The 24,870-nt window shown below is 68.7% G+C and carries 24 protein-coding genes; 12 read left to right on the forward strand and 12 right to left on the reverse strand.

Features of this window, described 5'->3' with window-relative positions; genetic code table 11:
• Positions 1–20: 20 nt before the first annotated feature.
• Complete coding sequence (locus FHR72_RS24370) at positions 21–779, reverse strand: rhomboid-like protein (RefSeq protein WP_311736243.1); 759 nt, start codon at positions 777–779, stop codon at positions 21–23.
• Between the two features lie 8 nt (positions 780–787).
• Entirely contained in the window at positions 788–1,657 is an 870-nt protein-coding gene (locus FHR72_RS24375; RefSeq protein WP_311736244.1) for an adenylate/guanylate cyclase domain-containing protein, read from the reverse strand.
• A 219-nt stretch (positions 1,658–1,876) separates the two neighbouring features.
• On the opposite strand from FHR72_RS24375, the gene FHR72_RS24380 reads away from it, so the two are divergent.
• From FHR72_RS24380 to FHR72_RS24400, 5 genes are all read left to right on the forward strand, one after another.
• Positions 1,877–2,926 (forward strand): oxygenase MpaB family protein, encoded by a 1,050-nt coding sequence (locus tag FHR72_RS24380; RefSeq protein ID WP_396888514.1) that lies wholly within the window; start codon positions 1,877–1,879, stop codon positions 2,924–2,926.
• A 4-nt stretch (positions 2,927–2,930) separates the two neighbouring features.
• Entirely contained in the window at positions 2,931–4,169 is a 1,239-nt protein-coding gene (locus FHR72_RS24385; protein WP_183473482.1) for an acyl-CoA dehydrogenase family protein, read from the forward strand.
• Positions 4,170–4,197: 28 nt separating this feature from the next.
• Positions 4,198–4,980 carry an SDR family NAD(P)-dependent oxidoreductase gene (locus FHR72_RS24390; RefSeq protein ID WP_183473485.1) on the forward strand — a complete coding sequence of 261 codons (783 nt, stop codon included), beginning with the start codon at positions 4,198–4,200 and terminating at the stop codon, positions 4,978–4,980.
• Positions 4,981–5,046: 66 nt separating this feature from the next.
• Positions 5,047–5,529: an SRPBCC family protein gene (locus FHR72_RS24395; RefSeq protein ID WP_183473489.1), complete on the forward strand. Its 483-nt coding sequence runs from the start codon at positions 5,047–5,049 to the stop codon at positions 5,527–5,529.
• Complete coding sequence (locus FHR72_RS24400; RefSeq protein WP_183473492.1) at positions 5,526–5,846, forward strand: ArsR/SmtB family transcription factor; 321 nt, start codon at positions 5,526–5,528, stop codon at positions 5,844–5,846. Before FHR72_RS24395 ends, FHR72_RS24400 begins: the two co-directional genes overlap by 4 nt.
• Before the next feature lie 16 nt (positions 5,847–5,862).
• Here FHR72_RS24400 and FHR72_RS24405 read toward each other — a convergent pair whose 3' ends face one another.
• The 4 genes from FHR72_RS24405 to infC are packed head-to-tail and all read right to left on the reverse strand — an operon-like array spanning position 5,863 to position 7,887.
• Positions 5,863–6,636: a TrmH family RNA methyltransferase gene (locus tag FHR72_RS24405; protein WP_183473606.1), complete on the reverse strand. Its 774-nt coding sequence runs from the start codon at positions 6,634–6,636 to the stop codon at positions 5,863–5,865.
• On the reverse strand, positions 6,633–7,022 hold the full coding sequence (gene rplT, locus FHR72_RS24410; RefSeq protein ID WP_183473495.1) for a 50S ribosomal protein L20: 390 nt from the start codon (positions 7,020–7,022) through the stop codon (positions 6,633–6,635). Before rplT ends, FHR72_RS24405 begins: the two co-directional genes overlap by 4 nt.
• Positions 7,023–7,074: 52 nt before the next feature.
• Positions 7,075–7,269, reverse strand: coding sequence for a 50S ribosomal protein L35 (gene rpmI, locus FHR72_RS24415; protein ID WP_183473499.1), 195 nt, complete (start codon positions 7,267–7,269; stop codon positions 7,075–7,077).
• 6 nt (positions 7,270–7,275) lie between these two features.
• Positions 7,276–7,887: a translation initiation factor IF-3 gene (gene infC, locus FHR72_RS24420; RefSeq protein ID WP_183473609.1), complete on the reverse strand. Its 612-nt coding sequence runs from the start codon at positions 7,885–7,887 to the stop codon at positions 7,276–7,278.
• A 230-nt stretch (positions 7,888–8,117) separates the two neighbouring features.
• Here infC and FHR72_RS24425 point away from each other — a divergent pair, with 230 nt between their 5' ends.
• The 4 genes from FHR72_RS24425 (at position 8,118) to FHR72_RS24440 (ending at position 13,560) form a co-directional block, all read left to right on the forward strand.
• Positions 8,118–8,480, forward strand: coding sequence for a DUF1844 domain-containing protein (locus tag FHR72_RS24425; RefSeq protein ID WP_183473504.1), 363 nt, complete (start codon positions 8,118–8,120; stop codon positions 8,478–8,480).
• A gap of 62 nt (positions 8,481–8,542) precedes the next feature.
• Entirely contained in the window at positions 8,543–11,878 is a 3,336-nt protein-coding gene (gene lysX, locus FHR72_RS24430; protein WP_183473507.1) for a bifunctional lysylphosphatidylglycerol synthetase/lysine--tRNA ligase LysX, read from the forward strand.
• A 121-nt stretch (positions 11,879–11,999) separates the two neighbouring features.
• Entirely contained in the window at positions 12,000–13,304 is a 1,305-nt protein-coding gene (locus FHR72_RS24435) for an alpha/beta hydrolase (RefSeq protein WP_183473611.1), read from the forward strand.
• A gap of 10 nt (positions 13,305–13,314) precedes the next feature.
• Positions 13,315–13,560 (forward strand): hypothetical protein, encoded by a 246-nt coding sequence (locus FHR72_RS24440; protein WP_183473510.1) that lies wholly within the window; start codon positions 13,315–13,317, stop codon positions 13,558–13,560.
• On the opposite strand, the gene FHR72_RS24445 is transcribed toward FHR72_RS24440, so the two are convergent.
• A complete protein-coding gene (locus tag FHR72_RS24445; protein WP_183473513.1) occupies positions 13,554–14,642 on the reverse strand; it encodes a hypothetical protein in 1,089 nt (362 codons plus the stop codon). The genes FHR72_RS24440 and FHR72_RS24445 overlap by 7 nt on opposite strands.
• On the reverse strand, positions 14,639–16,006 hold the full coding sequence (locus FHR72_RS24450) for a hypothetical protein (protein WP_396888512.1): 1,368 nt from the start codon (positions 16,004–16,006) through the stop codon (positions 14,639–14,641). The genes FHR72_RS24445 and FHR72_RS24450 overlap by 4 nt, the downstream gene beginning before the upstream one ends.
• Here FHR72_RS24450 and FHR72_RS24455 point away from each other — a divergent pair.
• The gene (locus FHR72_RS24455; RefSeq protein WP_183473519.1) at positions 16,005–16,334 is read left to right on the forward strand and encodes a hypothetical protein; all 330 of its coding nucleotides are present in this window, start codon (positions 16,005–16,007) and stop codon (positions 16,332–16,334) included. The two genes, FHR72_RS24450 and FHR72_RS24455, sit on opposite strands and share 2 nt — an antisense overlap.
• A gap of 3 nt (positions 16,335–16,337) precedes the next feature.
• Here FHR72_RS24455 and FHR72_RS24460 read toward each other — a convergent pair whose 3' ends face one another.
• From FHR72_RS24460 to FHR72_RS24470, 3 genes are read right to left on the reverse strand one after another with little or no spacing between them, the layout of a single operon-like run.
• Positions 16,338–17,549: a CHAT domain-containing protein gene (locus FHR72_RS24460; RefSeq protein WP_183473522.1), complete on the reverse strand. Its 1,212-nt coding sequence runs from the start codon at positions 17,547–17,549 to the stop codon at positions 16,338–16,340.
• The gene (locus FHR72_RS24465; RefSeq protein WP_221194362.1) at positions 17,531–19,231 is read right to left on the reverse strand and encodes a hypothetical protein; all 1,701 of its coding nucleotides are present in this window, start codon (positions 19,229–19,231) and stop codon (positions 17,531–17,533) included. The genes FHR72_RS24460 and FHR72_RS24465 overlap by 19 nt, the downstream gene beginning before the upstream one ends.
• A 3-nt stretch (positions 19,232–19,234) precedes the next feature.
• Entirely contained in the window at positions 19,235–19,729 is a 495-nt protein-coding gene (locus FHR72_RS24470; protein WP_183473617.1) for a lipoprotein LpqH, read from the reverse strand.
• 184 nt (positions 19,730–19,913) lie between these two features.
• On the opposite strand from FHR72_RS24470, the gene FHR72_RS24475 reads away from it, so the two are divergent.
• Positions 19,914–21,077 carry a winged helix DNA-binding domain-containing protein gene (locus FHR72_RS24475; protein ID WP_183473619.1) on the forward strand — a complete coding sequence of 388 codons (1,164 nt, stop codon included), beginning with the start codon at positions 19,914–19,916 and terminating at the stop codon, positions 21,075–21,077.
• A gap of 25 nt (positions 21,078–21,102) precedes the next feature.
• Here the strand turns inward: FHR72_RS24475 and uvrA are convergent, their stop codons facing one another.
• Entirely contained in the window at positions 21,103–24,006 is a 2,904-nt protein-coding gene (uvrA, locus tag FHR72_RS24480) for an excinuclease ABC subunit UvrA (protein WP_183473525.1), read from the reverse strand.
• A 160-nt stretch (positions 24,007–24,166) separates the two neighbouring features.
• Between uvrA and FHR72_RS24485 the strand changes: the two genes are divergently transcribed.
• Entirely contained in the window at positions 24,167–24,844 is a 678-nt protein-coding gene (locus tag FHR72_RS24485) for an MBL fold metallo-hydrolase (protein WP_183473528.1), read from the forward strand.
• The last annotated feature ends 26 nt before the right edge of the window (positions 24,845–24,870 follow it).

Genomic DNA, 24,870 nt, shown 5'->3' on the forward strand with positions numbered 1-24,870 from the left:
CCCGGCAGGTCCTTCTGCGTTCAACCGCTCACAGAACGCGCTCGCGGCCGCAGGAGCCCCAGACCCGCGACCGCGCCGAGGACGCCCCAGGCCGCGGTGAACGGCATCGCGGCGCCCTCGGTGAGCACCATGAAGCCGAACGCCGCGCCGAGAACCGACACCACCACCCTCGGCACGGTCCACGGCCGCGAATGTCCGAAACGCGCGGAGACCGCCATCCCGAGCGTGAGCGCGACGACGTGACCGACATCGGTGAAGTCCGGCCCGGACGCGACCACCATGATGGCGGCCGCCACCCACCACCCGGTCCATGCGGCACGCCACCGTCGCGGGACGGCAGCGGTCAGCGCGCCGAGCGCTGCCATGGCGACGTAGCTGATGCCGACGTCGGAGGCGTGGACCACCGCCGGCGCCACCCACCCCCACCGCAATGCCGCGACCAGTCCCGCCGCGACGATCAGCGACGCCCCCACATGACCCGCCACGATGCTGATCACGGCGCGCAGACTCCCCCAGGCGAGCTCGACGGCCGCGAGGAGGCACATTAGCCCCGGCAGCCAGAGGTAGACGGGACCGGCGTCGGCGACGAACGCGCTGCCCAGAAGGGTCCCGATCCGGCCGTGGCCGAGGTTGTGCAGGTTCGTGCTGGCGTGTCTGATCACGGCCGCCTGCACGCCGGGTGTCATCTGCACCATCGCCCACGAGACCGCGCCGACGAGCAGGGCATAGCCGAGCGTCACGCGAAGGGACCAGACGCGGGCGAGCCATCCGGACGACACCGTGCCCACTATCCGCCGGCTGCGGCCTCGTCATCGTCCTCGTCGGCTGGCAGTTGCCTGCGAGTACGCAGCCGGTACATGCCGAAATCGGCCGGAACGCCCTCCTGCCGAGGCGCGAACATCTGCTTGCGGAGCTTCTTGGCGGTCACGCCGAGGGTCTCGAAGTCCTCTTCGGGGATCCGTTCGAGGGTGGCCTCCGACACCACCAGTTCGCCTCGGGTCGCCCTCTCCATCACCCTGGCGGCGAGGTTGACATCGATGCCGAGCCAGTCCGATCCGATACGTTGCGGCCGGCCGGTGTGGACTCCGACCCGCATGCGTGGCGTATACCCGTCCACGACAAGCGATTTGACCGCCTCGCGGGCCTCGATCGTGGCGCGCACCGCGGTGGTCGGATCGGCGAACACCGCCATCAGCCCATCGCCCATGCGCTTGACGATGTGCCCGCCCGAGGCGAGCAGCGGGGGCTCGACGACCTGGGACACCCGCCGTAACAGTCGCAGCGTCGCGTCGTCGCCGGCGCTCAACGACCAGGAGGAGAATCCGACGAGGTCGGTGAAGACCAGCGTGACCTCGGCGTTGGCGGGCCGTCCCGAAACCCGTTCCGTGAGCGCTTGCCACACCTGCAGCGCCCCCAGGCTGACCTCCCGGGTCACCGCCTCGCGTTCCAGGAGACGGTCGGCGGCACGCGCGGCGGCCGACGGGCCACCCACGCCGCTGACCGAGAGCGGATCCCCGAACTCCGGGTCGCCCGGCAGGGCTCGGCGGGCCCGACGCAGGAAGGCGATGACACCGTCGTGGTGGTTGGCATCTCTGAGCCACCCCAGCGGTCCTGCGGACCGACCGCCTACTGGCTCGCCGGGCGGGTCGTCGTCCACGTGGCCAAGCCTAATCGAGGCGTATCCCGGCAATAAATTGGCAGGTCACGGCCCAATGGCCGCCAGGTGGAGTCTGCGTAACGCCCGCGCCGGCCACTGCTCGATTCATAGACAACGACTGTTGTCAGCCCCTATCGTGGGGAGATGCGATCACCGGCGATGGCACACTCCTCCCCACGCCCGTCCTCCTCCTCTGCGCCGTCTGCGGCCTCCGGCCGGATGCCGTCTGCGGCCTCCGGCCGGATGCCGTCCGCGGCCTCCGGTCGCGCGCCCCACCCGCTGGGTCCGGACTCGCTGACGTGGAAGTACTTCGGCGACGTGCGCACGGGCATGCTGGGTGTCTGGATCGGCGCGATCCAGAACATGTATCCCCAGCTCGGCGCCGGGGTCGAGGACCACTCCGTGTTGCTGCGGGAACCGCTGCAGCGCGTCGCACGGTCGGTGTACCCGATCATGGGCGTCGTCTACGACGGCGACCGCGCCGCGGACACCGGGGCACAGATCCGCGGCTACCACACCACCATCAAGGGCGTGGACGCCGAAGGTCGCCGCTATCACGCGCTCAATCCCGAGACGTTCTACTGGGCGCACGCGACCTTCTTCATGCTCATCATCAAGACCGCGGAGTACTTCTGCGGCGGGCTGACGGAGAACGAAAAGGAGCAACTCTTCGACGAACACGTCCAGTGGTACCGGATGTACGGCATGAGCATGCAACCCGTCCCGGAGTCGTGGGAGGCGTTCCAGGCCTACTGGGACCGGCAGTGCCGCGAGGAGCTGGAGATCAACCAGGCGACGCTGGACATCTTCTCCCTGCGCATCCCCAAGCCGTGGTTCGTCCTGATGCCGACGCCGCTGTGGGATCAGATCTTCAAGCCGATGGTCGGAGCCCAACGATGGATCGCCGCAGGCGTTTTCGATCCGGTGGTCAGGGAGCGCGCCGGGATGCGCTGGACACCGGGCGACGAGATCGTCCTGCGTCTGTTCGGCAAACTCGTCGAGATCGCGTTCACGGCCGTCCCCGACGAGATCAGACTGCACCCCAGGGCGGTGGCGGCCTATCGCCGCGCCGAGGGCAAGATTCCGGCCGATGCCCCGCTGGTCGAGGCACCGGCGTTCATGGCGCCGCCGCGGGACCGCCGCGACATGCCCATGCACTACCTGCCGCCGCACAGGTCACTGCTCGACCGCGTGGGGTCGCTCGTCCACACCACCTTCTCGCTGGCGGGGGTGCGCCCGGGCGCCCGCAACCGCGGCAAGGCAGCCTGATTGCATGCTCGAATGGTCTGATGTCGATATCGCTGTGCGCGATGCAGTGCGCGAATTCGTCGACAAGGAAGTCCGCCCGCACGTCGACGCTCTCGAAAGCGGCGACATGGCGCCCTATCCGATCATCCGCAAACTATTCGCCACCTTCGGCATCGCCGACATGGCGCGGGAGTCGCTGACCAAGCGGCTGGACCGGTTGCGCAGCGGTGCCGCGGCGACGTCCTCGGGCGGCGGGATGTTCGGCGGCGACGGCGGCTCGGCCGGAATGGGATTCGTCGTCGTCAGCGAGCTGTGCCGGGTGTCGATGGGCGTGGTCACCGGCATGGGTGTCAGCCTGGGCCTCACCGTCCCGACGATCATGGGCCGCGGCACAACGGCGCAGCAGGAGCGCTGGCTGCCCGACCTGGTGACGTACGACAAGGTCGGCGCCTGGGCGATCACCGAGCCCGACTCGGGTTCGGATGCGTTCGGCGGGATGACGTCGTCTGTGGTCCGCGACGGCGACGACTACATCCTCAACGGGCAGAAGACGTTCATCACCAACGGCCCCGATGCCGACGTCGTGGTCGTCTACGCCAAGCTGGACGAGGGAGATCCCAGCGTCGACAGACGCGACCGGAAGGTCCTGACGTTCGTACTGGATCGCGGCATGGAGGGTTTCGTCCAGTCGAAGCCGTTCCGCAAGATGGGAATTCACTCCTCGCGCACCGGCGAGCTGTTCTTCGACGACGTCCGGCTCGGTCGGGATCGCCTGCTCGGTGAGACCGAGGACGCCGCCGGCGGCGACGGCCGCGACAGTGCCCGTGCGAACTTCTCCGCCGAGCGTCTCGGCGTCGCCGCAATGGCGCTCGGGGTGATCGAGGAATGTCTGCGACTGTGCGTCGATTACGCGAAGTCACGCACGTTGTGGGGTCGGGAGATCGGGCAGTTCCAATTGATCCAGCTCAAGCTCGCCAGCATGGAGGTGGCTCGAATCAACGTGCGCAACATGCTGTTCCGGGTGATCGAAGCGGCTCAGACCGGCACCCCCATCTCGCTGGCGGAAGCCTCGGCGATCAAGTGGTACTGCTCGCAGGCCGCGACCGACGTCGCCATGGAGGCGGTCCAGGTCTTCGGCGGTAACGGCTACATGACCGAGTACCGGGTCGAGCAGCTCGCGCGCGATGCCAAATCCCTGATGATCTATGCCGGCAGCAACGAGGTTCAGATCACCCACGTGGCCAGGGGTCTGCTCAGCGGTTAGCCTTGGGGCGCCGACGAAGGAGCCCCAGGTGGAATTCGACAACCTCACCGCAGTGGTCACCGGAGCGAGCGGGGGCATCGGCGAGGAGTTCGCCGTTCAGCTCGCCGCCCGCGGATCCCATCTCATCCTGGTCGCCCGCCGGGCCGAGAAGCTGGCCGCATTGCGGGACACCCTCACCGCACGACACCCCGGCATCGTCGTCGATGTCATTGCCGCCGACCTGGCGACACCCGGTTCGGGCAGCGAACTCGCCGCCGAGGTGCGGCGGCTCGGCCGTTCGGTCGATGTTCTGGTGAACAATGCCGGCGTCGGCGTCCACGGACGGTTCGTCGACCAGGAGCCCGAAGCGAACGCGAACCAGATCCAGCTCAACTGCGGCACCCTGGTGGACCTGACGGCGCGGTTCCTGCCGGCGATGGTGGAACGGGGACGCGGAGTCGTTCTGAATGTGGCATCGACGGCCGCGTTCCAGCCGACGCCGGGCATGGCCGTCTACGGGGCCACCAAGGCGTTCGTCCTGTCCTACAGCGAGGCGCTGTGGCAGGAGTGTCGAGGCACCGGTGTCCGGGTGCTGGCCCTGTGTCCCGGTGCGACCAAGACGGAGTTCTTCTCCCGCACCGGAAAGGAGTTCATGACAGACGGTCGGCAGACGTCCAAGCAGGTGGTGGACACCGCCTTCGCCGCGCTCGACCGGTCGACTCCGACCGTGGTCTCGGGGCTGCGCAACACCCTCCTGGCCTCGGGCTACCGGGTGGCGCCGCGCAAACTGCTGCTGGCCGTCTCGGAGCGGATGTTGAAGGCCAGCCACTGAAGGCAACCTGCAGGTTGCGCTTTTCGGCGGTCGGTGGTGGAGTATAAGGCAACAGAAAGGTTGCCTATGTCTGTCGACCGTATCGAGAAGCAGGCCCTGCTCGACGCACCCCTGGAACGGGTGTGGGACGCCCTCATCGATTCGTCGAAGTTCGGCACGTGGTTCGGCATGCGCCTCGACGGACCCTTTGTCGAGGGCGCGACCGTCTCGGGTGAGATCACCGAGACGCAGGTCGACGACGAGATCGCCGCCAGGCAGCGACCCTACACAGGCGCCCCGGTGACCCTGTGGATCGTCGCCGTCGAGCCGCTGCAGCGGCTCGCATTCCGCTGGAATCCGTTGCCAGACAGCGACTTCGCCGAACTCACCACTCTCGTCGAGTTGACGCTCAGCCGGCAGCCGGACGGAACCCTGCTCGAGATCGTCGAATCCGGGTTCGAGGCACTGCCCGACGACCACCGCGACCGGACCCGCGACGGCAACAGCGAGGGTTGGTCCCTTCAGCTGCAGCTCATCGCGAAGTTCGTCGCACTCCACGCCGCCCGATGACGTCCGTTTCCTCGACGGCGTCGGTGTTCGACGCGCTGGGTGATCCGCACCGGCTGCGGATGGTCATACGGCTGTGCGAGGCAGGGCCGAGTTCCACTCTGCGACTTGCCCAGTCGATCGACCTGTCGCGGCAGGCAGCGACGAAACACCTCGAGATCCTGCAGGCCGTCGGGGTGGTCAGCAGCGCCAAACGCGGTCGCGAGCGGATCTGGAACGTGGAACGACACCCGCTCACGTCGGCCGGCGATTATCTGCAGCAACTGTCGCTGCGATGGGACAGGGCCATCGGGCGTCTCAGGACACTGGTCGAGGAATGACGATGTTGCCCGGCGTTCAGCGGGAACGCCGCGCGCGTGCCGTCTGATACAGGCAGATGGCCGCTGCGGCGGCGACGTTGAGGCTTTCGGCGCTGCCGCTCATCGGGATGCGCACGGTCGACGTGGCCAGCGTGACGACCTCGGGCGCCAAGCCGTGTGCCTCGGGTCCGAACAGCCATGCCGCGGGCGGCGACAGGTCCACGTCGTCGAGGCTGACCCGGCCGTCGAGCACCGTCGCGAGAACCTGCAGGCCGGCATCCCGGACCTGCCGCACGGCGTCGACCGCATCACCGTGGGTGACCACGGGAAGGGAGAAGATGCTGCCCGCAGAGGCGCGCAGGCACTTCCCGTTGTAGGGGTCCACACTGTCACCGGCGAGCACCACCGCATCGGCGCCCATCGCATCGGCGACGCGGATCAACGTGCCGGCGTTCCCGGGCTCGGAGATCTCGACCGGCATCGCCACGAACGTCGGGCCGGTGGCCAGCACATCGTCGAGCCGCGTGTCCGGCATCGCGCACACGGCGACCAGGCCGACGGGAGTCACGGTGTCCGACAGGACTTTTGCGGCCTTCTCCGTGACGAGGTGCACCTCGGCACCGTCCAACAGCGCGCCGAACTTGTCCGCGGCGCTCTCGGTCGCGAAGACCTCGGAAACGAGTCCGCGCCGCAGCGCGGCCTCGACGAGGTTGGGACCTTCGGCGAGGAAGCGTGCGGCGCGGCGGCGCCCGGTGTGGCGGTGCAGCTTCGCTGCGGCCGCGACCCGGGCAGAACGCTCGGTGAGGGTCAGGCAGCCTCGCCCGACGGAGCATTCACATCGGCGGGCAACGCAGCCTTGGCGACCTCGACCAGGGCGGCGAACGCGGCAGCATCGCTAACGGCGATCTCGGCCAGGTTCTTGCGGTCGACCTCGACACCGGCGGCCTTCAGGCCCTGGATCAGCCTGTTGTAGGTGATGCCGTTGAGGCGGGCCGCGGCGTTGATGCGTGTGATCCACAACTTGCGGAAGTCGCCCTTGCGCGCCTTGCGGTCACGGTAGGCGTAGGTCAGCGAGTGGAGCTGCTGCTCCTTGGCCTTGCGGTACAGGCGCGACCGCTGGCCGCGGTAGCCCTTCGAGGCCTTCAGTACTGTGCGCCGCTTCTTCTGCGCGTTGAGTGCGCGCTTCACGCGTGCCATGGGGGTAGTCCTATCTCAGTGGGGTCAGGTTCAGGCTTCGGTGTGCCGGCGGCTAGCCGTTCAGCATCTTGGCGATGCGCTTGGCGTCGTTCGGCGCCACCACGGTGCGGCCGTCGAGACGACGGGTGCGCTTGCTGGGCTTGTGCTCCAGCAGGTGCCTACGGTTGGCCTTCTGCCGGACGATCTTGCCGGTTCCGGTGCGACGGAACCGCTTCGAAGCGCCGCTGTGGGTCTTCGCCTTGGGCATGTTTCCTCAGTTCTGTGGTGTATCGGTCGGTGCGTCGGCGGGCTGCGCAGTGGCGCGCTGGGCCGCCGGGGCGTCGGCATCGTGCGCCGCCTTCGCGCGAGTCTTCGCGCCGCGGTGCGGTGCCAGCACCATCGTCATGTTGCGTCCGTCCTGTTTGGCGGACGTCTCCACGAAGCCGTAATCGGCGACGTCGGCGCCGAGGCGCTGCAGGAGTCGGAAGCCCAGTTCCGGTCGCGACTGTTCGCGCCCGCGGAACATGATCGTCACCTTGACCTTCGACCCCGCCTCCAGGAAGCGGATGACGTGACCCTTCTTGGTCTCGTAATCGTGCGGGTCGATCTTGGGACGCAGCTTCTGCTCTTTGACGACGGTCTGCTGCTGGTTCTTGCGAGACTCGCGCGCCTTCTGTGCCGTCTCGTACTTGAACTTGCCGTAGTCCATGATCTTGCACACCGGAGGCTTGGCATCCGGGGCCACTTCGACAAGGTCGAGATCGGCATCCGCGGCGACGCGGAGTGCATCTTCGATGCGCACAATGCCTACCTGTTCACCGCCCGGTCCGATCAGGCGGACTTCAGGTACGCGGATGCGCTCGTTGACGCGGGTCTCAGTGCTGATGGGGCCTCCTATGTTGTCCTCAGGAGTCCCTCACGCCGTCGGCACACTGTTCTGACAGAACAGATAAGCCCTGCTCAAGGCAGGGCCCACAGCCGACCAGGACAGACATCGTCGATGTCTGTGACCGGACCGCTGTACCTTCGAATGAACGTCGGTCAGCGGTGGGAGCGGGACTCCACTTGCTGTCCCTGGCGTAAGCCGGGACGGTCGCGCATGCCAGTCTAGCAGGCATGACGGATTTCCCGACATCTGCCGAACCGGCGGATCAGCCGCCCGTGCGCGAACTGGCCGAGATCCCCGCTGTCGAGGTCATCACCCGGTCGGCCCTCATGCTCATGAGCGCCGCCGCGGAGAAACTGGGGCTCTCCGACGCCGACCCCGACGACAGCCCGTATCGGGACCTCGACGAGGCGCGGCGACTCATCACGGCGCTGGCCGGGCTGGTGACGGCCTCGGTGGAGTATCTGGGACCCCATGCGGGGCCGGTGCGCGACGGACTGAAGAGCCTTCAGCTGGCGTTCCGCGAGGCCAGCGCGGCGCCCGACGAGCCGGGGCACGGTCCGGGAGAGAAATACACCGGGCCGGTCTGGTAGCGCCACTCGGCGCAACCGAACATCCCCGCGAGTAGGCCGCCGAGCGAATATCCTCGCGGCCTATGACCCCCACCAGCCTCGTCAGGGCACATCCGAAGTCGGGCTACCGGTGGGTGCCCGCGGCCGCCGGCTGGATCGTCGGCGTGATCGCGACCCTGTCGCTGCTGGCAAGCCTGTCCCCGCTGGTCCGCTCGATCATCCGGGTCCCCCGCGAGTTCGTCGACGACTACATCTTCAACTTCCCCGACACCAGCTTCGCCTGGGCGTTCGTGCTCACCCTCCTTGCCGCGGCGCTGGCCGCGCGCAAACGCATCGCCTGGTGGATCCTCGTCGGTTACATGGCGGCCGCGGCCGTCTGGAACATCGCCGATCTCGTCGAAGGCGGGGAGCGATGGTTCCAGGAGATCGGGGAGGTCATCGGCCTCGGCTTCCACGTGGCCGCGGTCGCTTTCCTGCTGCTGGCGCGCAAGGAGTTCTGGGCCCGCGTGCGCCGCGGGGCTCTCGTGAAGGCCGCGGCGACCCTGGTCGCCGGCATGGCCGTCGGCACCCTCATCGGGTGGGGGTTGCTCGAGCTGTTCCCCGGCAGCCTCGCCAGGCCTGACCGCTTCTGGTACGCCCTCAACCGGGTCAGCGCGTTCGCCGGAGCCGACGCCGACTCGTTCAGCGGCCACCCGCACGTTCTCGTCAACGCCGTGCTGGGGCTGTTCGGCGCGCTGGCACTGATGATCGCCGCGATCGTGCTCTTCCAGTCACAGCGCGCCGACAACGCGCTCACCGGCGAGGACGAATCGGCCATCCGCGGCCTGCTCGAGCAGTACGGCAAGAACGACTCGCTCGGCTACTTCGCGACCCGCCGCGACAAAGCGGTCGTGTTCGCCCCCAACGGCCGCGCGGCCATCACCTATCGCGTCGAGGTCGGGGTCTGCCTGGCCAGTGGGGATCCCGTCGGCGACCCGAAAGCGTGGCCGCTGGCGATCGAGGCATGGCTGAAACTCTGCGAGACCTACGGCTGGGCCCCGGGGGTGATGGGCGCCAGCACGACGGGCGCCCAGGCGTTCCGCGAGGCCGGCCTCAACGCGCTGCAGCTGGGCGACGAAGCGATTCTGCACCCGGACGAGTTCCGGCTGTCGGGGCCCGACATGCGCGCAGTGCGGCAGGCCGTGACCCGTGCGCGGCGTTCCGGGGTCTCCGTGCGTTTCCGCAGACATCGCGAGCTGACGAGCGAGCAGATGGCGGAGGTGGTCAGGCACGCCGACGCGTGGCGCGACACCGAGGACGAGCGGGGCTTCTCGATGGCACTGGGCCGCCTCGGGGACCCGGCCGACGCCGACTGCCTGCTGGTGGAAGCGATCCAGGACGACGCGGGAGGGCAGGGCGGGAGCGGCACCGTCGTCGCGATGCTCTCGCTGGTGCCGTGGGGCAGCAACGGGGTGTCGCTGGATCTGATGCGGCGTTCCCCACAGTCGCCGAACGGCACCATCGAGCTGATGGTCAGCGAGCTGTGCCTGCAGTCCGAGGACGTCGGCATCACCCGGATTTCGCTGAACTTCGCGATGTTCCGGTCCGCCTTCGAGCAGGGCGCCCAACTCGGCGCAGGCCCGGTGGCCCGGCTGTGGCGCTGGCTGCTGGTGTTCTTCTCACGCTGGTGGCAGTTGGAGACCCTGTACCGCTCGAACATGAAGTATCAGCCCGAATGGGTGCCTCGCTACGCCTGCTACGAGGACGCGCGACTGGTGCCCAGAGTGGGCGTCGCCTCGGTCATCGCCGAAGGCTATCTCGTCCTTCCGTTCTCGCGTCGTCACGAGCAGCCGCACACCGGCCACCACATCGCGGCGCCGGGGTCTCTGGTGGCGACCGGGATGCTGCACAGTGACGGGACCGCACCCGACTCCGACGGTCTCGGCACCGACCGCGACGACGACAACCCACCTCGGAAGCTGCCCGAGCAGGAGCGGGTCCGGATGGCCAAGCTGAAAGCGCTGCAGGCCGACGGCGTGGACGCCTACCCGGTGGGCGATCCGCCGAGCCACACCGTGGCCGAAGCGCTGGCCTGCCAGGAGGGCGCCGAGGTGACCGTCGCGGGCCGCATCCTGCGCCTGCGCGACTACGGCGGTGCGCTCTTCGCCCAGATGCGCGACTGGTCCGGCGAAACCCAGCTGCTCCTCGACAATTCGGTGTTGACCGAGGGCAGCACCGCGGACTTCACCCGCACCATCGACCTCGGTGACCTCGTCGAGGTCACCGGGACCATGGGTCACAGCCGGTCGGGCACGTGGTCGGTGCTGGTCACCCGCTGGCGGTTGACCGGCAAATGCCTGCGTCCGCTGCCGGACAAGTGGAAGGGTCTCACCGACCAGGAAGCCAGGGTCCGGGCCCGTTACGTGGACCTCGCGATCAACACCGATGCCCGCGAGCTGATCCGGGCTCGCAGCGGGGTCCTGCACGCGATCCGGGAAACGCTGGTCGCGAAGGGTTTCCTGGAGGTCGAAACGCCGATCCTGCAGCAGATTCACGGCGGGGCGAACGCGCGTCCGTTCCTGACCCACATCAACGCCTACGACCTCGACCTCTACCTTCGGATCGCCCCCGAGCTCTACCTGAAGCGGTTGTGCGTCGGCGGCGTGGAGCGGGTGTTCGAGCTGGGCCGGGCCTTCCGCAACGAAGGTGTGGACTTCAGCCACAATCCGGAGTTCACACTTCTGGAGGCCTATCAGGCGCACGCCGACTACAACGTGTGGATCGACGGGTGCCGGGAGCTGATCCAGAATGCGGCGCAGGCCGCAAACGGCGCCCACGTCTTCCTGCGCCCCCGCAAGGACGACCCCGGCGTACTCGAACCCGTCGACATCTCCGGGCAGTGGGCGGTCAAGACGGTGCACGGCGCGGTCTCCGAGGCACTAGGCGAGGAGATCGGCCCCGAGACGGACCTGGCGACCCTGCGCAGGCTGTGCGACAAGGCCGCAATCCCCTACCTGACGCACTGGGACACCGGTGCGGTGGTCCTGGAGCTCTACGAACGTCTCGTCGAGGACCGCACCGAGGAGCCGACGTTCTACAAAGACTTCCCGACGTCGGTGTCACCGCTGACCCGCCCGCATCGCAGCATCCCCGGTGTCGCGGAACGCTGGGACCTCGTCGCCTGGGGCGTCGAGCTGGGCACGGCCTACAGCGAGCTCACCGACCCGGTGGAACAGCGGCGCAGGCTCGAAGAACAGTCGCTGCTGGCAGCGGGCGGCGATCCCGAGGCGATGGAGCTCGACGAGGACTTCCTGCAGGCGATGGAATACGCCATGCCCCCGACCGGGGGGCTCGGCATGGGTGTCGATCGCGTCGTCATGCTCATCACCGGCCGCAGCATCCGCGAGACACTGCCCTTCCCGCTCGCCAAACCGCGCTGACACCGGTCCCCCACCTCGTTGGCAGCCTGCTCACAGCGCCCGCCAAGGAACCCCGGCCATCCTGGTCCTCGTGACGTTGCCCGGCACTGTGGCAGAGGCTCTGCGCCACAACCTTTCGCTGATGCACGGTTGGCTGCCGCTGACCGTGCAGTGCCTCGCCGCGGCCGCGGTCGTCCTCGCGCTCGGGTGGCGCACCGGGCGCTGGCGGCGGGTATGGCTGCCGTGGTCGGCGCTCATCGGCGGGGCCCTGGCGATGGCGACCTACTGCTACATCGAATCCGCCGGCGTCGCCGACGACACCAACCCCGCACCGCACACCCTCTGGCTGTGGATCGCGCTGTCGGGGTTGTCGATCGGGGTGCTGGTATCGGGGTGGCGGGGCAGCCGGTGGCGACCGCGGGTGGCCGCGTTGATCGCCGTGCCCCTGTGTGCACTGTCGGCGGCACTGGCCCTCAACCTGTGGGTCGGGTACTTCCCCACCGTGCAGACGGCGTGGAATCAGATGACCGCCGGACCGCTGCCCGATCAGACCGACGCCGTCACGGTCGCGGCGATGCAGAAGCAGCACCGGGTGCCCATCAAGGGCAGCGTGGTTCCCGTCGACATCCCGTACAGCGCCTCGGGATTCAAGCACCGACAGGAGTTCGTCTACCTGCCGCCCGCGTGGTATGCCAGCGACCCACCCCCCGCACTGCCGACCGTGATGATGATCGGCGGCGAGTTCAACACCCCCGCGGACTGGTTGCGCGCCGGGGGCGCGATCAAGACGCTTGACGACTTCGCTGCGGCACACGGCGGCTACGCACCGGTGTTCGTGTTCGTCGACCCCGGCGGCACGTTCAACAACGACACCGAATGCGTCAACGGAACCCGCGGCAATTCGGCTGACCACCTCGTCAAAGACGTTGTCCCCTACATGAAGTCGGCATACGGGGTGAGCGCGGGCAGCGCGAACTGGGGCGTGGTCGGCTGGTCGATGGGCGGCACCTGCGCGGTCGACCTCACCGTGATGCATCCGGACACGTTCAGTGCCTTCGTCGACATCGCCGGCGACGCGGCGCCCAATGCCGGCGACCGGGCCGAGACGATCGACCGGCTGTTCGGCGGCAACCAGGCGTCCTACGCCGCGTTCGATCCGGCGGCAGTGATCACGCGGCACGGTCCCTACCAGGGCGTCGCCGGATGGTTCGACGTGAACAGCTCCGGCGCCGCCGGGAGCAGGCCGAATGACCAGGCGGTGGCCGCCGGGTCCCTGTGCGACCAGGGCAGGCAGGCGGGTATCGACTGTGCGGTGGTCAGCCAGCCCGGCAACCACGACTGGCCCTTCGCCTCCACCGCGTTCACGGCCGCCCTGCCTTGGCTCGCCGCGCAGATCGGCACACCCGGGGTGGCTCAGGTCGGCTTCCCCGAGGCCTTGCGCGGGTAGCGTGACCGTTATGTCGGACGAACCCACCAGCGCCCCCGAGAGCGGGTACTCCTCTGACGGCGTGCCCACGTTCGAATCCGTCCGCGAGAAGATCGAGACCCGCTACACGACCTCGATCGGGTCGGCGGAACTGGCGTCCGAGACGACCGAGGGACGCACGATCGAGCAGCAGTACGACGCCCGGCAACGCGCTGCGGCCGAGCGCCTCGCGCAGATCCGTGAATCCATGGGCCCGAAACCGGACGCCGGTCAGTAATCGGATTCGGCGGCCCGCACCTCGGCCAGGAACGCGTCACCACCGGGGCGCTGCAGCCGCGCCCGGGCGAAAGCGCGGACCCGGTCCCGGATCTCGGGCGACTCCGCGACCTCGGCCCCCACGGACACCGCCGTATCAGTCCAATCCCGGCCCCAGGCAGCAGTTTCGGAGATCGACGCGCGACTCCGGTCGACCAATGCGATGGTGGCCGTCCCCGCCGCGTCCAGCGAGCCCGCACCGCCGATGTCACCGGAGCTGACACGCACGGCGATGCCCGTGGGCGACGCAGGTCCCGACAGCTCGGCCTGCACCACGGCGGTGGCAACCTCGCAGTCGGATTGGACCCGCCAGCTCACCGTGCCCTCGGCGGCGTCGAACACCCGGGGCGGCACCGCGGTCCAGTTCACCGACGCCACACCTGCGGCGATGGCCTGGCCGGCACGCGGACCGGCCGCGCCGGCGACGAGCGCATAGCCGTCCCGTGACGCCGGTGTCGCGTCCTGCACCGGGGCAGCGACCTCAACACCCACCTCATCGGCCAGGTCGGCGCAGGCACCGACCAACTCCCCCACCCGCGGATCGCCCTGACGCGCCAGCGTGCCGAGGACCCCGGCGTGGGGCCGCAGGAGCTCCGCCACGTCCGAATCGAACGTGTCGTCGGTGAGATAGGCCTCGGCGGCGGTGGTCAGCAGCGCCACCTCGCAATCCAGGATCGTGTCGTCCAGTTCGGCGATCCCGTCACGCTGGCTCGCCGGCCACCACCGCCGCAGCCAGTGTCCGAGCGCCAGTCGGCGCAGCGGCTCCAGAGATTCCATCCGCACCGTCGCACCGCCGACCTCGACGACAGCGCCCTCGGAGACGCCCAGGAGTGCCCGCGTCACCGCGTCGTGACCGTCCTCTCCCAGGATTCGCCAGAGCCAGTCCGCACGGACCGGATCCGTGAAGGTGATCTGCGGGCCCGCGGTGGGATCGTCGACCGTCCACGACAGCACCGCCCCGGACACCTCGAGGACCGCTGTCACCTCTGGGGCATCCGGTGTGGGACCCGTCGTCCACAGCCCCGATTCGATCGTGAATCTCATTGTGCCACCTGCGCTTCGAGCATCGCTTTGATGCGCTGCCGGTGGTCCAGACTCACCGAGCGGGACACGCCCTCCAGGAGTTCACGCACCTCGTCGACGTCCGAGCACGGTTCCTGCCAGACGTCGCGACCGTGCAGCCTGGCCCACAGCCGGCTCAGGTAGGGCCGCCGGAACGCGGCGAGTTCGTCGACGATGTGTTGCTGTCGGGGATGCACCGCGGCACCGTCGGCCAGGTACCGCCGTGCGTGCAGGACGTAGGCCTCCTTGCGCAACCGGGCCTGGATCTGGCGGGCGAGATCGGTGCGGCACTGCGCCGTCTCGTCGAGCGGCGCGAGGTCGACCGCCACCTCGATACCCGCGATCAACGTGGCCTGTTTGTCCTCGCCGAGCAATCCCCAGGGAGCGCAGGACCGGTCGACCTCTTCGGCGCACAGCAGCGGGACATCGGGCAGTTCGTCGCGCGCCAGCGCCCGGCGCAGCGTGGCCCGCACACGGTCGACCACACTGCGGTCCAACGGTCGGTCGCCCTCGCCCGCCGTGATGGCCGGAGGTCGTTGCGGCTCACTGGAACTCAAGCCGAGGCCGACGATCGACCACGGCAGCGCCGGCTCGGCGCCGCGCGCGGCCGCACCGAGGTTGTACGGCGTCGCGTCGGCCACGAGCGCCGACCACACCCGCTGGCGGGCCACCGTCGCTTTGTGACCGTCGGCGCGCCCCAGCACCGTGGTCAGCCCGGTGAGGAACGGCCCGGTGATCTCGGCTCCGGCCCGCACATCGAGCCAGCTGTCCAGGACCTGCGCCGACAGCGCCTCGACGACGTCCTGATCGGTGACATGCCGGTTCAGCACCTCGATGGCGGTGCGGTCGCGGTCGGAATGGATCTCCTGGAGGATCGCGGTCGCCGCGTCGTGGTCCTCATCGGCCGGCGCCCCGCGGGTCACCGCGAGCTCGAAGCACAGCGGAAAGTACAGCTCCTGAGCGTTGCCGGTGGTGATGCGTAACCGGCGACGGCCTCGTTTGAGCAGGTCGAACCAGCCGGCCGTGGCGCGCAGGTCCTCGGCGTGGCCGAGGATGGCGTCGTGCATCTCGGCGGCGACGTCGGGGGGCACACACGGCGCCGAGAACTTCGTGTTGGAGCGCAGCCGCAGAACGAGCGGATCGATGATCCGTTTCACGGTGCGGCTCAAGGGACCACCGTCGTCGGCGCTGAGCACCTCGACGCCCGGGCCGATCGCGCGCCAGGCGCGTTCGATCACCGCCCGGCGAGGCTGTCGCACGGCCACCGTGGTCTCGGGTCCCGCAGTCACCGGAACAGAATAGAAGTTGGGTTCGGTAGCCGTGGCGATCATCGACTCTCTTCGCATGCCCAGCCTGTTGACCCTGATGTTCTTCAGCTTTCTGATCGCCGGCACCGCCGCTGTGCTGCTCGTCCCCAGCCACGCGGTGGTCAGGTCGCGCGGCGTGGTGGTCGGGCTTCGCCTGACCGGTGACTTCACCGCGGACTGCCATGAGGTCGAGCTCGACGTCATGGTGAGCCGCCCCGAGGGCGGGCAGTTCCCGGCCCGCGAGACCACGCTCATCCCGGAAGCGTCTCTGGCGCACTTCACGCCCGGCAGCATCATCGACATGTACTACCGTCCCGGTGACGAGTCGTCGGTCGCTGTGCGCGTCCCGCGCCGCGGGCACTCGTGAGCCTCACCGCGCACCGTCCACCGCGAAACTGACCAGCGCCGCCCAGTACAGCGGGCTGGCGCCGAGATCCCCTCCGCGCCAGCGGGTCAGCTGCTCCCGTTGCCAGGCGTTGACGGCGCGGCCCGCGTCCGGCGCCTCGTGTGCGACGTCGACGGCGATGACGGCGTCGGCCATCGGATCCGCGTCTGCGGTCGCCGACCGGCAGAACTGGCGGTACCCCGCCGCGGTGGGCAACGACCACAGGGTGGCGGTCACCAACACGGCTCCGCCGAGGATCAGCGCGGCGACCAGGCCCGTGGCCTCGTCGAACCGGTAATCGCTGCCGGAAGAGCAGGCCAGCAGTGCCGCACGAGGGGGTATGGGCAGCTGCGCGGCCATGAGATCGCCTGCCGCCAGCGGAAGCTCGTCGGCGAGGTGCACGGCGGCCCGATCGGCGTGACCTTCCTCCCCGTCGGCGGCGGTGGCGTGGCCGACGAACAACAGCCGAGCGGGCGCCCGGGACAACTGGGCCGCCAGCCAGCCTCGGTCGGCTTCTGCGGACCGGAACAGCTGCACCGGCGCCGCCACCTCGGGCAGCACGTCGCGCCGGGCGCGGACCTCGGCGAAGTGGCGGGTCAGCTGCCCCTCGGGGTCGGGCCTGCCCAGGACCGACCCCAGTGCCGAATCGGGCCGCTGCCCGGGTACACGCGGATCGAGGATCAGCAGCGCCGGCCGGTCGCGGCGCTCCGTCCACTGCACGGCCGAGCGGGGCGCGTTCGCGATGTTCGGCGGTGCCGCGAACAGGACGTCAGCGAGGTCGATCAGGCGCTCTCCCGAACCTTCGGGGTGTTCCAGCATCACCCACGGCACCTGCGCCAGTCGTCCCGTCGGAGCGACGAACACCGTCGGATGCGGGTGTGAGGTGATCAATTGCCAACCGGCGGCGGGGATCAGCGTCTCGCCGAGAACGCGCGCGAGGTGTTGCTCGGCGGCCGGAGCCGAGAAGGAGCCCGCGGTGAGGGCACGTTCGAGCGCCTGCCGCAGGCTTTCCGACGGTTTCGGATCGGGGAGGGCGTCGGCGAGAAGACCGCCCACCATTGTCAGCGCGGACTCCTCGACCACCCAGGTGACGGTCGCCTCGGGCCGGCCGACGACCCGCAGGCTGGCGTAGGTGGCTACGCCGACATCGGCGAAACGCAGGATCAACGTCGCGGCGGTCACGGCCAGGTGCTCCATTCCGGTTCCGACGAGGTGACCCGGCGGCCGTACCGCAGATGGGCCAGATCGCGGTAGTGCACCAGGACGTGTTCGGCCTGTGGGTCCATCCGCAAGGGAGGCAGGGCGCCGAGTGTCGTCAGGATCGCGCCGGTCGTCGTCGCCGGACCCGAGGCCACGAGCGCGTACTCCTCGGCATCGTCGACCGGGACCGCAGCCGTCGCGGTGTCCGCCCAGTCTGCGCCGTGCGGCGACTGCGGAACACTGAAAGTTCCTCGTGCACAGTGGTATTCGATGAGCTCACTGACGAGGGCGGTATTGCCCCACTCCCAGGCGACCGCGAATGCGCCGGCAAGCAGGCGCGACGACACGTGGGTGGCCCAGCGCATCCGGGCATCGGCATCGTTGAGTGCATGGCGGACCGAGTCGACGGCGAGCGCGGCGGGCACTTTCAGATCCGCGGCGCGGGCGAATTTCTCCTCGGCCCCGTCCGGGTTCGCCAAGGCGTCTGCGCGCAGGATCGAACCCAGGTGGTCGTCGAGCCGGGCGTACTGCAGCCAACTGTGCCGGGGCCAGGCGTCGAGGAGTTCGCGGGCGCTCGTGACGCGATCGGTGGCGGCGGCGAAGTCACCGCGCAGGATGTCGACCCAGCTGCGTTGCAACAGGATTCGGTGGATGTGCAAGGGTTTGTTGATCTCACGCCAGTGTCGCTCGGCGTGGCTGAGCCTTTCGTCGGCGTCGTCCAGCGCCCCTACCGAAATGCTGATCAGACCGAAGTACAGCCAACTGCGCGACACGTCGTGGGCCCGGTTGCCGTCGGCGATCGCCGGGTAGGCCTCGTGGACAAGGTCTTGCGCACGGGCCCGGTCACCGGCCGACCACGCCGCGGTCGCGCGTTCCAGCTGCGTTCGGGCGGTCGCGAGGCGCCAGTTACGTGCCTGCGCCCGGGCGCCGGCGCGCCGCAGCCACGGCTCGGCCTCGGTGAGCCGTCCGGTCTCCACACAGAACCTGCCGTAGCCGGTCCCGGCGAGCACGCGCAGGTTGTCGTCGAACTCGCTGCCGTCCCCCGGCCCCTCGATGGCCGCGAACACCTGCTCCCACAGCGGAAGTGACTGCACATGGAGGTCGTCGTCGCAGAGGGCGACGGCGCTGAGGATCCTCGCGTAGGTGATCAGGTACGCGTGCTCACCGGTGAGGTCATCGAACATTCCGGGCTCCTCGATGAGTGCCCGCAGATGCGCAGCAGCCGCTTCGTGTTCGCCGTGAGCGGCCGCGAGTCCTGCCCGCAGGAAAAGCGAACGCCGGCCGTAACGGCACACCATGTGGTTGACCTCGGTCGCGGTCAGCGTGACCTGCGGGACCAGATCCGGCCGACGCCCCGCCTGGATGTCGCGGTAGATCTGCAGGCAGTCCTCGATACGTTTCAGACATTCCGTCACCCCGTCGTAGGCCGTCCTGACCAGATAGAGGTCCCCGAGCTGTGCGTACACCTCCAGGAGCAGGTCGTCGCGGTCCACCTCTTCGATGCGTGGCATCAACGCCAGCAGGACGTCCTTGGCCGTGTCTTCGTCGGCGGAAAAGGCGAGATGTCGCGCTCGTTCGAGCTCCTGCTCGATGTCGCGATGACCGGGAAGTGGGGTCACCGCGCAATCATAGGAAGCGGCGGGCGTGTCGGGAACGCCCGCCGCTCCGGGCAGCGACATAGGTCAGCTGCAGGTGACCGCGACGGTGAAGGGCTTGGTGATCATGCCCGCCATCGGGTTGCTCATGTCGGCGCCGACGGCTTCGCCCGTGATGGTGTAGCTCTCACCGTCGACCGTGACCTCGGCCGCGCCGGACTTGGCGCCCATCGCGTTGGTCACCGCCAGTGCGTTGCCGTCGACGACCATGCCCAGCGATTCCACGACCGGTGTCGCCTCGTCGGTCATCACGATGCCCAGCCCCTGCTGGCCACCGATGGCGCCGCTGGCGACGTTGATCTTGCCGCCCTGCTTCACGCAGGTCACGGAATTGAGGTCCAGACCGGCCAGGTCGGCGCCGTCCACCTTGACCTCGGTCTTACCTCCGGAGGACGCTTCGGCGGAGGCCTGGGTGTTCTCCGACGACGAGCTCGCAGCAGTGGAGCCCTTGTCGTCGGAGCAGCCCACCACGAGGGCGGCGCCTGCGGCCAGACCGATCATGCTCGCGACAACTCGGTTCATCGCCTTCTTTCCCTCCACGGGAGTTTCCCTTCGTTCGTGCGTCGCCTCTGTGGCGTCGTCTGAACGAAGTCAAACCGTGCGGTGTCGCTACCGATCCCAACTTTCGGCCGCTGTCGGCGGGCGACGGTACGGTTCCCCACGCAGATGCGCGCCCGCGTGGAGAGTGGAGAGCGGAGAGATGACGATGCGGTCCTTCACGGCCGACGAACGACGTGCCCGGCTCGCGAGGCGCCACCAGCTGGCAGCCGGCGACGTCGGTTCCGCGGAGGACATCACCGGCCGGCTGGTGGGGCTGCACGCCACCGATCCCGCCACGCCGTATCTGAGCCTGTGGGCGCGGCTGCCAGATTTCACCGTCGCAGACCTGAATTGCGCGCTCTACGAAAACCATTCGCTCGTCAAACATCTCGCGATGAGGCGCACGCTGTGGATCGTGCGGCCGCTGGACCTGCCGTCCGTGCAGGCGGCGGCGAGCGACCGGGTGGCCGTCAACGAAACCCGGCGGCTGGCCGCGGACGCCCAGAAGGCGGGTGTGGCCCCTGACGGAGAGTTGTGGCTGGAGACCGCCTGCGAGGCCGTGCTGAACCATCTGCGCGGCTCCGGCCCGTGCAGCGCCCGAGAGCTGCGCGAGGCGCTGCCGGAGCTGACGGGCACTTACGACCCGGCCCCCGGCAAGGCCTACGGCGGCGAGGGCCATCTGGCCCCCCGAGTGCTGACCGTGCTGTCCGCCCGGGGACACATCGTGCGTGGGCCCAACGACGGCGGGTGGACGACATCGCGACCCCGCTGGGCCGCCGCGGCGCACTGGCTGACACCCGCGGCTGCCGTCGACGCTTCCCAGGCCCGCGCCGAGCTGGTCCGGCGCTGGCTGTACGCCTTCGGGCCGGCAACGGTAAACGACGTCAAGTGGTGGTTCGGCAACACGCTGGGCTGGGCCCGGCAAGCGCTGGCGGACCTCGACGCGATCGAGGTCGACGTCGACGGCGCACCCGCGTTCGTGCTGCCCGGGGATGACGAGCCCGAGCCCGAGGTGGAGCCGTGGTGCGCGCTGCTGCCGGGGCTGGACGTGACGACCATGGGCTGGGCCGACCGAGAGTGGTACCTCGGCGCGCACCGCAGTCAGGTCTTCGACCGCAACGGCAACGCGGGCCCCACGGTATGGGGGGATGGCCGGGTGGTCGGCGCGTGGCGTCAGGACGCCGACGCGCGCGTCGAGCTGATGCTGCTGGAGTCGATCAGCCGCGAAGCCCAGGCCGACCTGACCGCCCGCGCCGAACGACTGACGTCGTGGCTGGCTGGTGTGCGGATCAACCCGAGGTTTCCGTCACCGCTGAGCAAGAGCGGGTGACTGGCTGACAGCAGACTTGGTCAGGTCAGGCACTCACTTTGCGGCGGGTCCGGGCTTTGGGTTTCGGCCGCTGCACCCCGAGCGTCTCGGCGAGGAAGTGGCCGGTGTAGCTGTCGGGATCGGCCGCAACGTCCTCCGGGGTGCCGGTGGCGACCACGGTGCCGCCGCCCGATCCGCCTTCGGGGCCCATGTCCACGATCCAGTCGGACGTCTTGATCACGTCGAGGTTGTGCTCGATGACGATGACGGTGTTGCCTTTGTCCACCAGGCCGTTGATCACAGCCAGCAGCTTGCGGATGTCCTCGAAGTGCAACCCCGTCGTCGGCTCGTCGAGAATGTAGATCGTGCGGCCGGTCGAGCGCTTCTGCAGCTCGGACGCGAGCTTCACGCGCTGCGCCTCGCCGCCGGAGAGCGTCGGGGCCGGCTGTCCCAGCCGGACGTATCCGAGCCCGACGTCCACCAGCGTCTTCAGATACCGGTGGATCGAACTGATCGGCGCGAAGAAGTCGGCGGCCTCTTCGATCGACATGTCCAGCACTTCGGCGATGGTCTTGCCTTTGTAGTGCACCTCGAGGGTTTCCCGGTTGTATCGGGCCCCCTGACACACCTCGCACGGGACGTACACGTCGGGCAGAAAGTTCATCTCGATCTTGATGGTGCCGTCTCCGGAGCACGCCTCGCAGCGGCCGCCCTTGACGTTGAAGGAGAAGCGGCCCGGCTGGTACCCGCGGACCTTGGCCTCCGTGGTGGCGGCGAACAGCGTGCGGATCTTGTCGAAGACGCCGGTGTAGGTCGCCGGGTTCGAGCGGGGGGTCCGGCCGATCGGTGACTGGTCGACGCGCACCAGCTTGTCGAGGTGGTCGAGCCCGTTGATGCGGGTGTGCCTGCCAGGCACCAGACGGGCCCCGTTGAGCTTGTTGGCCAGCACCGAGGCGAGAATGTCGTTGACCAGCGTCGACTTTCCGGACCCCGAGACCCCGGTGACCGAGGTGAGCACGCCGAGCGGGAACGCGACGTCGATCTCGCGCAGGTTGTGTTCCCGGGCTCCCACCACGGTGAGCTGGCGCTTCTTGTCGACGACCCTGCGCATGGCCGGGACGTCGATCTGTTCCTTGCCGGACAGGTAGGCGCCGGTGATGGATTCCGGGTTCGTGAGCAGATCTTCGTAGGTGCCGCTGTGCACGATCTGGCCGCCGTGCTCGCCCGCGGCCGGACCGATGTCGACCACCCAGTCGGCGTGCGCGATGGTGTCCAGATCGTGCTCGACGACGATCAGAGTGTTGCCGAGGTCGCGCAGCCTCACCAGCGTGTCGATCAACCGGCGGTTGTCACGCTGGTGCAGACCGATGGACGGCTCGTCGAGCACGTAGAGCACGCCGACGAGACCGGAACCGATCTGGGTGGCCAGCCGAATACGTTGCGCCTCACCGCCGGACAGTGTGCCGGCAGCCCGCGACAACGACAGGTAGTCGAGTCCGACATCGAGGAGGAAGCCGAGCCTGGACTGGATCTCCTTGAGCACCTGTCCGGCGATCGCCGCCTCACGGGTTCCGAGCGTCAGGGCGTTGAGGAACTCCGCGCAGTGCGCGATCGACAGCTCGGCGACCTCGGCGATCGACTTCGCGCCGAAGTTCCCCGCGGTCATCGTCACGGCGAGGATCTCGGGCTTCAGGCGGGTGCCGTCACACTCAGGACACGGGACGTCGCGCATGAAGCCCTCGAGCCGTTCCTTCATCTGCTCGGAGTCGGTCTGCTCCATCCGCCGCTGCAGGAAGGCCATGACGCCCTCGAAATCGGCGTAATAGGAGCGTGTGCGGCCGTAGCGGTTCTTGTACCTGACGTGCACCTGCTCGTCGCAGCCCTCGAGGATGGCCCGGCGCGCCTTGGCGGGGAGCTTCTTCCACGGCGTGTTCACGTCGAAGCCCAGCTGATCCCCCAGACCCGACAGCATGCGGGTGAAGTACTCGGCCGTGTGGCCCATGGACCACGGTGCGATGGCGCCCTCGGCCAGGGTGAGATCGGGGTCGGGCACGACGAGGTCGGGGTCGACCTCCTTCTTGATGCCCAGCCCCACGCACTCCGGGCACGCGCCGTACGGGGAGTTGAACGAGAACGACCGCGGCTCCAGGTCATCGACGGCCAGCGGATGGCCGTTAGGGCAGGCGAGTTTCTCGGAGAAGCGCTGCTCGCGGTGCGGATGGTCGTCTTCGCGGTCGACGAACTCCAGCACGACGATCCCGTCCGCCAGGTTGAGGGCAGTCTCCACCGAATCGGTCAGCCGCTGCTTGGACGACGCCTTGACCGTCAGGCGGTCGACGACGACCTCGATGTCGTGCTTCTCCTGCTTCTTCAACTTCGGCGGCTCGGTGAGCGGGTACACCACACCGTCGACGCGCACCCTGCTGTAGCCCTGGGTGTTGAGCTTGTCGAACAGGTCGACGAATTCACCCTTGCGGGTACGTACGACCGGCGCGAGCACCTGGAAGCGCAGTCCCTCGTCCATCGCCAGGACCTGATCGACGATCTGCTGCGGGGTCTGCTTGGCGATCCGCTCACCACACACCGGGCAGTGCGGAGTTCCTGCGCGGGCATAGAGCAGCCGCAGGTAGTCGTAGACCTCGGTGATGGTGCCCACCGTGGAGCGCGGATTGCGGTTCGTGGACTTCTGGTCGATCGACACCGCGGGCGACAGGCCCTCGATGAAGTCGACGTCGGGTTTGTCCATCTGCCCGAGGAACTGGCGCGCGTAGGCCGACAGCGACTCCACGTAGCGGCGCTGGCCCTCGGCGAAAATGGTGTCGAACGCCAGCGACGACTTGCCGGAGCCCGACAGCCCGGTGAACACGATCATCGCGTCACGCGGCAGGTCGAGGTCGACGCCGCGCAGATTGTGCTCCCGGGCACCCTTGACAACTAGGCGGTCAGCCACCGATGCCCCTTCTGCTTCTTTCAGTCACAGTCCCCGCCCACCCCAATTCTTCGGGTGGGCGCAGTACAGACCCATGCTAGGTGCGCCCACCGACAAGTCCCCCACGAGATTGGTGATGGCCCCGACGACCGCGTCACCTCGGGAAGTAACGTGAGTCAGCATGACGGCGGTCGACGACAACTACACAGGCCATGTCGAGCCCCATACGGCAGCCCGACGCGTACTTCCGGGTGCGTCGATCGTCAAGGTGTCGGTAGGCCCCATGGACAACAACGCGTACCTCGTCACGTGTTCCCAGACCGGCGAGACACTACTCATCGACGCCGCCAACGAACCGGCGATTCTCCTGGAGCTCGTCGAGCAGTACGCCCCCACGCTCTCGCTGATCGTCACCAGCCATCAGCACCAGGACCACTGGATGGCGCTCAAGGAGGTGGCCGGATCCACGGGCGCCCCGACGGCGGCCCACAGCCTCGATGCCGGGCCGCTTCCGGTCACGCCCGACCGGCTTCTCGCCGGTGGCGACACGGTCACCGTCGGAAAACTCGACTTCGACGTCATCCACCTCCGCGGGCACACCCCGGGCTCGGTGGCGCTGGCATTGGGCGGCGCGGCCACCGACGAGCGGGTGCACCTGTTCACCGGGGACTGCCTGTTTCCCGGAGGTGTCGGAAAGACCTGGAGAGACGGGGACTTCGAACAACTGCTCGGCGATGTGAGCAGCAGGGTGTTCGACGTCTTCGCAGATCGAACCGTCGTGTATCCAGGGCACGGCGACGATACGACGCTCGGGACCGAGCGCCCTCACCTGGGCGAATGGCGTGAGCGCGGTTGGTGACCCGCGGTTAATCGAAGAAAATCGGA

Source organism: Mycolicibacterium iranicum (assembly GCF_014190915.1).
Lineage (GTDB): Bacteria > Actinomycetota > Actinomycetes > Mycobacteriales > Mycobacteriaceae > Mycobacterium > Mycobacterium iranicum_B.